This is a genomic window from Blattabacterium cuenoti (assembly GCF_014252395.1).
GTDB lineage: Bacteria > Bacteroidota > Bacteroidia > Flavobacteriales > Blattabacteriaceae > Blattabacterium > Blattabacterium cuenoti_AA.
Genome location: NZ_CP059219.1, coordinates 545,709 through 558,519 on the forward strand (window position 1 = coordinate 545,709; position 12,811 = coordinate 558,519).

The window sequence follows — 12,811 nt, forward strand, 5'->3', positions numbered from 1 at the left end:
AATGCGTATAAGAAACTTTTTTACTATTTTTATAACTTCGATATTGACTATAATTTGTTTATATTATATTTTTTCTAGTATTTATACTAATGAAAATAATATAAAAAATAATAACCTAAATTTAGGTTTAGATTTAAAAGGAGGTATTAGTCTAATTTTAGATATATCTGAAAAAGATTTATTAATAAATCTTTCTGAAAAATCTAAAAATTTTCTTTTTTTAAAAGCATTAGAAAATGCAGAAAATAAAAAAAAAGAAAATTCTAATATAGATTATTTATCGTATTTTACTAATTTTTTTTATAAAGAAAAAAAAAATAAAAAATTAAATATTAATTTATCATCCCCAGAAATATTTGGAAATATTTCTAATATAGAAGAAATTGATTCTAATATTACATCAGATATAGATGTAGAAAAATTTTTAAGAAAAAAAATAGAATCTTCTATTTATACTGTTCAAAATATTTTAAGATCTAGAATAGATCAATTTGGAATAACACAACCAAATATACAACGTATAAAAAATTCTAATAAAATTTTAATAGAATTATCTGGAATAAAAAATATACAAAGAATAAAAAATATTTTAGAAAAAAAAGCAGAACTTCATTTTTTTGAAACTTACAGTATACAAGATATTTTTCCATTTTTTACTAAAATTAATAAATATTTTACATTAAATCAAAAAAAATCATTTATAAAATTATTAAATATTACTAAAATTAAATCTTCTAATATAGTAGGATTAGTGCATAAAAAAGATATAAATGTTGTTTCAAAATTTTTAAATTCAATATATGTAATAAATTCTTTACCATATAGTTTATATAATATAAAATTTATATGGGGATATAAAAGTGTTTCAAAAAATAATTTATTTCAATTATTTGCTATTAAAACAAATGAAGATGAAGAATTTATTCATTCTTTAAAAGGAAATATTGTTGTTAAAGCGTATAAATCCTTTGGAACATTTAATGAAACATATATTAATATAAAAATGAATCAAGAAGGATCTAAAAAATGGAAAATATTTACTGAAAAAAATATAGGTAAAAATATAGCAATAGTACTTGACAATTTTGTTTATGCTTGTCCTATTGTTAATTCTGTAATACCTAATGGTATGTCTCAAATATCAGGTCATTTTTCCGTACAAGAATCTAATGATTTAATAAATATATTAAATACTGGAGAACTACCTACTTCAGTAAAAATTATTCAAACAGAAATAGTAGGTCCTTCTTTAGGAAAAGAATCTATTAAAAAAGGAATTCTATCTTTTTTAATAGCTTTATTATTTGTATTTATTTGGATGTATATATATTATTCTATTCCAGGAATATACGCTAATATAATATTAATTTTTAATTTAATATTTATTTTTGGTATTCTCATTTCTATAAATGCTGTATTAACTTTTTCTGGTATAGCAGGGATTATATTAACATTAGCAATGTCTATGGATTCAAATATACTTATTTATGAAAAAATTAAAGAAAATATAATAAATAAAATTCCTTTATCAATATCTATTAATAATAGTTATACTTTTGAAGGAGCGTTATCATCAATTATAGATGGACAAATAACTACTTTATTATGTGGAATTATTTTATTTTATTTTGGAGGTACAGGACCAATAAAAAGTTTTTCAATAACTTTAATTATTGGAATTATAATATCTTTATTTACTTCTATTTGTTTAGGAAAACTTTTTTTAGAATGGCATTTAAAAAAATATAATAATATTTTTTTTAAAAAAATTTCAATTTTTAATAAAAAACAAGATATACAATATAATTTTTTATCTAAAAAAAGAATTTCTTATATTTTTTCTTCTTTTATTTTATTTATTAGTATATTTTCTATTTTCAATGAAGGATTAAATTTAGGATTAGATTTTGTTGGAGGACGTTCTTATATAATTCGTTTTGATAGAAAAATGATTCCTGAAAAAGTTTCTGAAATTTTATCAAAAACATTTATAGAAAATGGAAAAAAAATATATCCAAGTGTCAAAATGTTTGGAAACAAAAATCAATTAAAAATAACAACTAAATATAAAATATGGAGAGAAGATAATGATATAGAAGAAGAAATTATGAATAAAATATTTAAATCTTTGAAAAACTTTTTACCTATGAGTTTTATGAATTTTAAAAGTGTGGAAAAAAATAAACATTTAGGTATTCTTTCTATAGAAAAAATAGGACCTACAATAGCTAAAGATATGTTAAATAAAGCTATTATTTCAATTATAATTTCTTTAGTAGTTATGTTTATTTATATTTTTATAAGATTTAAAAAGTGGCAATTTGGATTAGGAGCAATAATTGCATTAATACATGATTTAATTATTATATTTGGAATATTTTCTTTTTTTCAAAAAAAATTTCCTATTTTAGAAATAGATCATGCTTTTATAGCAGCTTTATTAACAATAATAGGTTATTCTATTAATGATACAGTAATTGTTTATGATAAAATAAGAAAAATTTCAAAAAAAACACTTATAATGGAAAAAGATATTATAAATGAAGGAATTTTCAGTTCTTTAAATAGGACTATAAATACTTCATTTGTTACTTTATTAGTAGTATCTATTATTTTTATATTTGGAGGAATAGCTATTAGAAGTTTTATGTTTGCTTTATTTATTGGAATAATTGTAGGAACTTATTCTTCTATATTTTTAGCACCATCTATAATGTATGATTTTTGTAAAAAAAATAAAAAATGAAAAATATTTTATTTATTAGTATTGAAGAAAGTTTTTTTATTATTTTTATAGCTATACTTATTTTTGGTCCAAAAAAAATACCAGATATAGCTCGTGGATTAGGAGAAGGTATACGTTATTTTAAAAAAGCTAAAGAAAAAATAAAAAATGAAATTATGAAAAATGATAAAATAGATATTGAAAAATCTGATAAAAATAAAAAAAATGTTCCTCCTTATTCTGTAAAACGTAATGATTAAATATTTTTTCTGTAATCCTTAATTACAGATTTTTCTATTAATACATCTCCTAATTTTTCTAACGTATTTTTTCTTAATAAAGTATTTAATGATTCTATTTCAGAAGAAATAGAATCAGGTTTTTTATATATAGAAAAACGTTTTAATGGTTTTATAAAAAAGATTCCTTTTTTACCTAAAATAGGTTTAGAAGTTTTATATAGATTTGAAGAAAAAGCAGATCCTACTACTTTTGGTTCTTTTTTATCATCAATCATTAAATTATAAAAATTAATTTTACAATATTTATTTATTTTTTTAGAAAAATAAAAAGCTATTTCTTCTAAACTTTTTTTAAAAAAAGAATTAGATAATATTTTATTGATTTTATTATCAACTATTAAAGGTATTATTTCATTTTTTATTTTTTCAATAGGAATACCATTTTTTTGAATTTTAGATAAATATACCATAATATAATCTTTATTTGAAGTATGAAAAATATTGGTATCTCCTATTTTTCTATTTTTTTCAAAAGACCAATTAATTATTTTTTTATCTAATTCAGTATTTAATCCATTAATAATAGATTGATTATTTTTTACCTCTTCTAAAAAAATAGTTTCATATTTATTTTTTCTTGCATTATTAATTAATGTATTTAAATTAGAGTTCTTATTATTTTTGAAGAAAGACATTACTTTTTCATGAAAAATATTTTTTGTTTTTTTTGAAGGAATAAGTGTTTTTATTATCATGGCAAATTGATAAGCTATTTTTGGATTTTTCTTTTCATCTATTCTAATAATATGATATCCAAATTTAGTTTCTGTTAAACCTATTTTTCCTTTTTTATTTTCTGAAGAAAATATATCAAATGAACCTATAAGATTTTTTCCTTCATATTTAATCCACCCTAAACTACCATTATTTTTTTTTGCATTTATAAAATCATCTGATTTTTTCTTTACTAGATAATTAAATTGATCAGGATTTTTTTTAACAAAATTATATAGATTTTTAGCTATTTTTTCTGCTTCTTTTTTAGTTCTTTTGTTAAAAGAATGAATAGCTTCTTTATGAGAAATTAAAATATGACTAGATAAAACAGAATCAAATAACTTTTTTTTTCTAGTTAATTTTCCTATAACATAAATATTATTATCTTTTATAGGACCAAACATACTTCCAATTTTATTATTTTTTTCTACAAAAAATTGTAATATAGGAGGTAATTGTTTTTTTAAATAAAAATTATAATCAAAAGGTTTTTCTGATTGATTAGAAACAATAATGGAATCATGATCATTAGAATTTTTAAATTCTTTAAATAATTTTTTTATTTTATTATTCATTTTTTTTTCATCATCTAATGATGGTGAAGAATTAAAAATAATAAAACTAAGATTTCTTAAATTTATTTTTTTATAAAGAAATTTATTTTTATTTATCCAATTAAAAATATCAATATTTTTAATTGGATAAATATTATATTTTTTTTCTATTTCTGAGTAAGGAATAAAAACATAATCAATAATAGAAAATAAATTTTTATTTATTTGATTTAATTTTGCTTCTATTAATGATGTATTTAATCCATACATTAACATTTCTATATATTTTTTTGCAATAATTCTTTTTTTTATATTATTTTTTTCATATAACCACATATTTTTTTCTTCTTTTATTTCAGGAGTTTTATTTACATATTTCTTATTTAATTTTTTTAAATATAATTTAAATTTTTCAATATCCATATCACCTTTAATATCTTGAAAATCAGTTATATGACTGTATATAGATTGTTTTTTTATAGCTTTCCAAAAATCTTTTTTTGTACTTTTAATTCCTAATTTTATAGCTTGTTGATTTAATACTTTTTCATGAACTAATAATTTCCAAACATCATTTTTTAATAAATAATCTGGTTCAGATTCACGAAATTTTTTTAAAAATTGAAAAGATTCAATATATTCTTTTAAAGAAATATGATCATTATTTACTTTTCCAATAATATTGGAATTTTTAGAAAAACATTTTAATAAAATACTAGGATCTAGTATAAAAAATATTAAAAAAATACTTATAAATAAAAAAATTAACCATGTATTTTTTCTTATTTTTTCTAAAAAACTCATTTTTTAAAATTTTTTTGAAGAAAAACCTCTTCTATTTTATTTTTAGATACTTTTTTTATTTCAATAAAAAAATTATTATTAATAATAATTTTTTCTCCATATTTTGGAATGTTACCTGTATAAGTAACAATTAATCCTCCTAAAGTTTCATATTTTTCTGATTCAGGAAGATCCAAATTATATTTAGCATTAATAAAATCAATTTCTAAACGTGCAGAAAATAAAAATTTTTGATTATTCAATTTTTTATCTAATAAAAAAATTTCATCATGTTCATCTTTTATATCTCCAATAAATTCTTCTAAAATATCTTCTATAGTTATCATTCCTGCTGTACCTCCATATTCATCTAAAACTATAGCTATACTTATTTTTTTTTTTATTAAAAGATCCATTATTTCTCTTACAGGAGTAGTAACATAAACTAATTCTACAGATCTAATAATAGATTCAATATTTTTAGGTTTTTTTAAAAGTTCTAAATAATGAATATATCCTACAATATTATCTATATTATTTTTATAAATAACAATTTTAGATAATCCACTTTCTGTAAAAAGATTACAAATATGATCCATAGAAGTAATATTAGAAGATATTATTTCTTTTCTAGGTACCATACATTCTCTAGCTTTTTTTTCAGAAAAATCTAAAGCTTTATGAAAAATTTCAATTTTAGACTCTACAAAACCTTTTTCTTGAATTCCATTTTCAATATTTTCTGATAAAAAATAAATTAAATCTTCTTTATCAAAATTTTTTTTTTGATCATTATCTTTTTCTCCTAAAATTTTTAAAAAAAAATTAGAAATCCAAATAATAAAATTTGTTATTGGATAAAAAACTTTATATATAATATATATAGGAATAATAAACAAATTTAATAATTCGTTTGAATATACACTAAATATCATTTTAGGAATAAATTCTCCTATAATTAAAATAATAGCAGTAGAAAATATTGTTTCTAAAAAAAAAATCCATAAAGAATTATTTTCTAATAACTCTTTTGGAATAATATAAAAAAATAATTTTTCCATATAAATACCATATATAACTAAAGATATAGTATTACCTATCAACATTGTTGTTATAAATTTTTTAGGTTGACTAATACTTTTAGAAAGAAGTTTAGATCGAAATGATCCTTTTTTTTTCTCTAATTCTATTTGAAATAAACTAGAAGATATTAAAGCCATCTCTATACCAGAGAAAAAAGCGGATATAAGTATAGTAATAAAAATTATACTAATATAAAAAATCATATTTACATAGATAAAGTTCCACTAATATTTTTTAATATAATTTTTTTTAAATCATCCGATGCTTCTATTCCATTTACTGCATGTAATATAGTACCATCAGAATTAGATATCATTGTATATTTTCCATTAAATATTTTTTTTTTTTTTCTATCCCAAAATATTTCATCAGTTTTTAAAAAAAATCCTTTTGAATTTTTTATTTTAATATTTCCTTTAATATGATAAAAATTTTTTTCAATTGATTTAACCCAATTAGCACTAAGAAAAGTAATAGTTTTATTATAAATAAATAAATCTAATCCATATGGGAATATGGTATAAACAGTATATTCTTTAATAAGAGGTGAATAAATAAAAAATTTTAATAATCCTTTTTCTTTATACAAAATACTTGTTTTGAAAAAAATTTTTTTTGGAATTTCTTTTTTATTTTTATCAATTTTTTTTTCTTCTTCACAAGAAAAAAAAATTAATAAAAAAAATAAAAAAATTAATTTTTTATTACTTATTATTGTATTTTTGTTTTATTTTTTTTTGGTATCTTAGCTCAGTTGGTAGAGCAAAGGACTGAAAATCCTTGTGTCCCCGGTTCGATTCCGGGAGATACCATTTAATGTAAGCCTAATTCTTTTTTTACTTTTTCAGTAATATCTTCTCCTTTATTAACTAAAACTCCTTTTCCAAGACTGCAATCATCAACTCTCATAATTTTTTTATCTTTATCTAAAACTTTATTGATAGCATTTTCTATTTTTTTATATATTGGATTTAACAATTTATTTTGTTTTTTAATTAAATCATCTGATGCTGTTTTTTGATATGCATGAGCTTTTATTTGCAAAAGTTCTAATTCTTTTTTAAGCATTGTATTTTTATTTTTTTGATATTTTTCTGCTTTTTTATGAAATTCTTTTGCTAATTTTTCTAAATTATTTTCATGAATTTTACTCATTCTATTTAATTCCTTTTGAACAATAGAGAATTCTGGCATTTTTTCTATAAGAGCCATACTATTTAAACAAACTATTTTTTGAAAACATTCTTTAGAATATGAAGAAATGCTAAATAGTAAAAATAATAAAAAGTATAGTATTGTATTTTTTTTCATAATAATTTTTTATATTTTTTTTTTTTTTGTACAATAGATTATAAATCTTTTCCTATAAGAAAATGTATTTTCCATTTTGATTTTAATGTATTTAATGAACTTATATCAATATTTATAGGATACCCAAAATCTATTCCTACAAATCCTATTGGAGTCCAAAAAAAACGAAATCCAAATCCACAAGATTTATTAATTATAAAAGGATTAAATTCTTTATAAGAATTACTTATATTTCCTCCTTCCATAAAAAGAGTTGTCCACATTTTTAAATGTGAAAAATTCTTAATTAAATAACGCATTTCTAAAATCAATTTATCATAAATAACTCCTATATTATTTTTATTAAAATAATATCCTCTCAAAGGTATATGGTTTTTATTTCCCAATTTTAAACCAAATAGATTATTTTGTACACCTCCCATATAAAATTTTTGAAATGAAAATAATTCTTTTGAATCATCATATTGTCCTAAATATCCAAATTCCCCTCCTATTTTTAGGACTATATTATTTATAATTTTTTTATACCAAGAAGATACTATTTGAAATTTAAAAAATTCTATCCATTCCATATTCTTCTTTTTATTAAAAATGAAATACGGAAAAGTAAATTTACTACTAAATTCTATTTTAGATCCTTGAAATGGAAAAATAACATCTGGTTTAGTATCAATTCTTTGTAATAAAAATAAAAAACTTAATTCTTTGAATTTAAAATTATGATAAAAATTAGAAAAAATTTCTTTCTTATAAAGAAATTTTTCATAATCCATAGATACTCTAATTTTAGAATAAGGATCTATAAAAGTTAAAAAACTTTCCAAATCAATAGAAGTTAATACTTTTTCTAAATATTGTTTTTTATTTTTATCATATAAAATTTTATATTTATTTTGTAAAGGAAATATTTCTTCATTTTTCATTATATTTATGGAATAATCACTTTTTAAAGTAATAGAAATAGGATTGATTATATTTACATAAGGTTCTGTAAATGAAAATCCATAAGATTTAAAATCTTTTCCTAATTGATGAAAAATTATTAATTTTTGTCCTTCTCCTTGTGGAATAGGATTCCATAAATTCCACTTAAAAAAATTTCCAACAGAAAAATTATTAAAATTTAATTTAAAACTTCCAATAATTTTTTTTATATCCTTACTACCTAAACCTCCATGAAATTGAAATATATTGGAATTTTTTTCTACAACATTCCATACTATATCAATAGTGTTATTTTTTTTAGACCTTATTTTAAAAAAAATTTTTTCAAATAAATTTAAATTTTCTAAACGAGTATAACTATATTTTATTTTTTTAGGAGAAAAAAGATCTCCTGTATAAGTATCTAATTCTCTTTTAATTATATAATCTTTAGTTATTTTATTTCCTGATATTTCTACCTTATTTATATATATAGGATTATTTTCTTCTATTTTAATTTCTAAATGAATTTTATTATCCTCTACTTTTTTTTCCAAAAAAATTATATTAACAAATAAATGACCTATATCTAAATAAGCATAAATCATACTAGAAGAAAAAGAAGCATCTAAAATATTTTTTTTAATTTCATTTTTATTATATATATCTCCTTCTTTATAGAAAAGAATTTTTTTTAAAAAATCTGTTTTTAATTTTTTATTTCCTACAATAGAAATATTTCCTATATAATATTTTTTACCTTCAACTAATTTTACTTTTATTTCATAATTTCCTGAATTATTTATAGATACAGAATCTAAAAATACTTCTATATCTCTATATCCTAAGGATTTATATTTATTTTTAATATTTTTTAAGTTATTTTCTATATTTTCTTGAATAAATAGATGAATAGGTTTTTCTATTATTGGAATATAATAATTTCTTTTAAATTCAGTCATTATTTTAAATAAATCTTTGTCACTAATTATTTTATTTCCATAAAATAAAATCTTTTCTATCTGTATTTTTTTTCCTTTATTAACATATATATATAATATATTTTTATTATTATTACTCTTTATTTCACTTTCTATACATATCTCATTATATCCTCTTTTTTTGTAATATGTTTTAATATCATTTTTTATAGTTTGAATCAAATTTTCTGAGATTTTATCTCCATATTTAATATTTTTTATACTTGTAAATTTATTCTTTTCAATTCCTTTTATTTCTACTCCATGTAATTCTATTAAATCTTCTAATTCAAAAAATAAATTAATTTCATTTTTAGATAAATGTTTTTTATACACAGATATATTATGAAAAAGATTACTTTTCCATAATTTTTTAACAATTCTACCTATTTTTATCCCATAAATATCAATAATATCTCCAACATAAATACCAGATAAATTAGAGATAAAAATATTGTCATATTTTGTTTTTCCAATGATATTAATATTTTTTACAATTAAATTTGAATTATTATTTTCATTTTTTTGTATGATATTAAATGAATTATTATCTGTATTATTAAATGGATTATTATCTGTATTAAATGGATTATTATCTGTATTAAATGGATTATTATCTGTATTAAATGGATTACTATCGGTAATAAATAAATTATTATCGGTAGTAAATAAATTATTATCGGTAGTAAATGGATTATTTGTAAATGAATAAACTAATTGTAATATTATTAAATAAATAATATTTTTTAAAAAAATTTTCATGTATACATTATTCAATATTTCCAAAACGCCGTTTTCTTTTTTGATAATTAATAATAGCTTCGAAAAAATCTTTTTTTCTAAAATCTGGCCATAAAATATTTGTAAAATATAATTCTGCATAAGCAGATTGCCAAAGTAAAAAATTACTTATTCTATATTCTCCACTAGTTCTTATAATTAAATCAACATCTGGTAAATCTTTAGTATATAAATGATTTTTAAAAAAAGAAAAATTTATATCTTTTAATGAAAAAGTCCCATTACATACTTTTTCAGCAATATTTTTTGTAGCTCTTAAAATTTCTTCTCTACCACTATAACTTAATGCTAAAATAAGAGTTCCAGATGTATTATTTTTTGTTTTTTTAACAAAAAATAATAATTCTTTTTGAATCATTTTAGAAAATCTTTCTATTTCTCCTATAGTTATAATTTTTATATTTTTTTCATGAATTTCTTCTAAATAATTTTTTGAATTTGTATAAAATAAATACATTAAATTATCTATTTCTTTTTTTGGTCTATTCCAATTTTCAGAAGAAAATACATATAAAGTTATATAAGGTATTCCTAATTCTTTACATCCATTTAAAGTCTCTTTAATAGATTTTATTGCTTTTTTATGACCAAATGTTCTTATTTTACCTCTTTTTTCAGCCCATCTTCCATTTCCATCCATAATAATAGCAACATGATGTGGAATATTTTTATAATCTATTTTTTCTAAAAAATTTTTCATAAAAAAACCATAAATATCTTTATAAAGATATAAATTAAATATTTTACTAATTTCTTTGATCCATACCCCATAAAAGTTTTTCTCGTAAAGTCTTAAAATAAGTATTTTTTTTTTCTTGTAAAAGATATATATGAAAAGGAGCTTTTTTAATATATAATTCTTTTTCTTTATTAAAAGAGATAAGTCTGGTATCCATTGATAATAAATAAGATTTTACACGACTATGTATTTTTAAATGAACTTTTTTATTATCTGATATGATTAATGGACGAGAAAATAAATTATGTGGCGATATTGGAGTTAGAACAAAATTTTTATTATCAGGACTAATAATAGGTCCTCCACAACTTAAAGAATATCCCGTAGATCCAGTAGGAGTAGAAATAATTAATCCATCTGCCCAATAAGAAGTTAAAAATTCATTATCAATATAAGCATCTATAATAATCATAGATACTGTTTCTTTTCTAAGAACTACAATTTCATTTAATGCAAAATTGAAAAATTGTTTATATTCTGAATTCGATTCTAGCCATAACAAACTTCTAGGCATTAAATGAAGTTTTTCATTAAATATTTGATCTATTTTTTGAATAAAAACATCTTTATTAAAAGATGCTAAAAATCCTAAATTACCTGTATTAACTCCTACTATAGGTATTCCAGAATCTCTAATTAAAGTAATAGCTGATAAAATAGTTCCATCTCCTCCAAAAGTAAACATTAAATTAAAATCTTTTGTTAATTCTTTATAATGAGAGAATATAGGAAAATTTAAATTTTTAAATTCTTCAAAAGAAGATAATACATTTAAAAATGATTTTTCAACATAAACTTCTATTGAATGACTAAAAATATAGCCTATAAATTGACTTAAGTATGGAATATTTTTTTCAACAAGCTTTTGTCCATATAGCGCTATTTTCATTATTATTTTATTTTAATGAAAATATACGAATTACATTAATAATGTGTATAAATTTTTATTAAATTTGTTATAAATAAAATGGTAAAATCTATTTTTTCTGCAAAAATATTATTATTTGGAGAATATGGAATTATAAAAAATTCTAGTGGACTTTCTATCCCACATAATTTTTATAAAGGATGTTTAAAATTTTATAAAAAAAAAGAAATAATATATCACAATTCTAATTATATCATAAAAAAATATTGTGATTTTTTATATATTCTAGAAAAAAAAAATATTTTAAAAGAATTAGATCTTAATAAATTATATAAAGATATACAAAAAGGACTATTTTTTCATTCTAATATTCCTCAAGGATATGGTATAGGAAGTTCTGGAGCTTTAGTTGCAGCTATTTATAATAAATATGCAAAAAATAAAATAAAATATTTTCATAATAATATAATAGTTTTAAAAAAAATTTTTAGTAAAATGGAATATTTTTTTCATGAAAAAAGTTCAGGTATAGATCCTTTAATTTGTTATTTAAATTTTCCTTTATTTATTCGTTCAGAAAAAGAAATTTATAAAATTAAAATTCCTAATAATAAAAAAAATGGAATAGGTGCTATTTTTTTATTAAATTCTGGAATTACAAAAAAAACTAATTATATGATAAATTTTTTTTTAAAAAAATTTAAACATCAAACATTTAAAAAAATATTAAAAGAAGAATTTATGGAATATAATAAAAAATGTATAGAAGCTTTTCTTAAAGAAGATTTCAAAATTTTATTAAAAAATGTAAAAAAACTATCTATTTGGGTTTTTAAACATTTACGTCCTATGATTCCAAAAAATATTTGTAAAATATGGGAAGAAGGATTATTTAATAATATTTATTATTTAAAATTATGTGGTTCTGGAGGAGGAGGTTTTATTTTAGGATTTACTCCAAATTATGATATATCTATAAAAAAATTGAAAAAATATACAACGGAAATTATTTTTCGTTTTTAAT

The 12,811-nt window shown here is 18.9% G+C and carries 11 protein-coding genes and 1 tRNA gene; 5 read left to right on the top strand and 7 right to left on the bottom strand.

The annotated features are described in order from the left end of the window. Nucleotide 1: 1 nt before the first annotated feature. Together secD and H0H36_RS02695 are read left to right on the top strand one after the other, a co-directional pair. Complete coding sequence (gene secD, locus H0H36_RS02690; protein WP_185869548.1) at nt 2-2,746, top strand: protein translocase subunit SecD; 2,745 nt, start codon at nt 2-4, stop codon at nt 2,744-2,746. After that, nucleotides 2,743-2,985: a Sec-independent protein translocase subunit TatA/TatB gene (locus H0H36_RS02695; protein ID WP_185869549.1), complete on the top strand. Its 243-nt coding sequence runs from the start codon at nt 2,743-2,745 to the stop codon at nt 2,983-2,985. The genes secD and H0H36_RS02695 overlap by 4 nt, the downstream gene beginning before the upstream one ends. Here H0H36_RS02695 and H0H36_RS02700 read toward each other — a convergent pair. The 3 genes from H0H36_RS02700 to H0H36_RS02710 are packed head-to-tail and all read right to left on the bottom strand — an operon-like array spanning nt 2,982 to nt 6,753. Then, a complete protein-coding gene (locus tag H0H36_RS02700; protein ID WP_185869550.1) occupies nt 2,982-5,102 on the bottom strand; it encodes a peptidylprolyl isomerase in 2,121 nt (706 codons plus the stop codon). The genes H0H36_RS02695 and H0H36_RS02700 overlap by 4 nt on opposite strands. After that, a complete protein-coding gene (locus tag H0H36_RS02705) occupies nt 5,099-6,367 on the bottom strand; it encodes a hemolysin family protein (protein WP_185869551.1) in 1,269 nt (422 codons plus the stop codon). The genes H0H36_RS02700 and H0H36_RS02705 overlap by 4 nt, the downstream gene beginning before the upstream one ends. 2 nt (nt 6,368-6,369) lie before the next feature. Continuing rightward, nucleotides 6,370-6,753, bottom strand: coding sequence for a hypothetical protein (locus H0H36_RS02710; protein WP_238786197.1), 384 nt, complete (start codon nt 6,751-6,753; stop codon nt 6,370-6,372). 10 nt (nt 6,754-6,763) lie between these two features. Here H0H36_RS02710 and H0H36_RS03110 point away from each other — a divergent pair, with 10 nt between their 5' ends. Together H0H36_RS03110 and H0H36_RS02715 are read left to right on the top strand one after the other, a co-directional pair. Continuing rightward, complete coding sequence (locus H0H36_RS03110) at nt 6,764-6,913, top strand: hypothetical protein (protein WP_238786199.1); 150 nt, start codon at nt 6,764-6,766, stop codon at nt 6,911-6,913. Then, a tRNA-Phe gene (locus tag H0H36_RS02715) sits at nt 6,904-6,976 on the top strand. The genes H0H36_RS03110 and H0H36_RS02715 overlap by 10 nt, the downstream gene beginning before the upstream one ends. A gap of 1 nt (nt 6,977) precedes the next feature. On the opposite strand, the gene H0H36_RS02720 is transcribed toward H0H36_RS02715, so the two are convergent. From H0H36_RS02720 to H0H36_RS02735, 4 genes are read right to left on the bottom strand one after another with little or no spacing between them, the layout of a single operon-like run. Beyond that, complete coding sequence (locus H0H36_RS02720) at nt 6,978-7,475, bottom strand: OmpH family outer membrane protein (protein WP_185869552.1); 498 nt, start codon at nt 7,473-7,475, stop codon at nt 6,978-6,980. A gap of 38 nt (nt 7,476-7,513) precedes the next feature. After that, nucleotides 7,514-10,141: a BamA/OMP85 family outer membrane protein gene (locus H0H36_RS02725; protein ID WP_185869553.1), complete on the bottom strand. Its 2,628-nt coding sequence runs from the start codon at nt 10,139-10,141 to the stop codon at nt 7,514-7,516. Between the two features lie 7 nt (nt 10,142-10,148). Then, complete coding sequence (locus H0H36_RS02730) at nt 10,149-10,880, bottom strand: isoprenyl transferase (RefSeq protein ID WP_185869554.1); 732 nt, start codon at nt 10,878-10,880, stop codon at nt 10,149-10,151. Between the two features lie 46 nt (nt 10,881-10,926). Beyond that, nucleotides 10,927-11,808 (bottom strand): NAD kinase, encoded by an 882-nt coding sequence (locus H0H36_RS02735; RefSeq protein ID WP_185869555.1) that lies wholly within the window; start codon nt 11,806-11,808, stop codon nt 10,927-10,929. A 78-nt stretch (nt 11,809-11,886) separates the two neighbouring features. Between H0H36_RS02735 and H0H36_RS02740 the strand changes: the two genes are divergently transcribed. Then, nucleotides 11,887-12,810, top strand: a complete 924-nt coding sequence (locus H0H36_RS02740) for a GHMP family kinase ATP-binding protein (protein WP_185869556.1) — start codon at nt 11,887-11,889, stop codon at nt 12,808-12,810. Nucleotide 12,811: the final 1 nt, after the last annotated feature.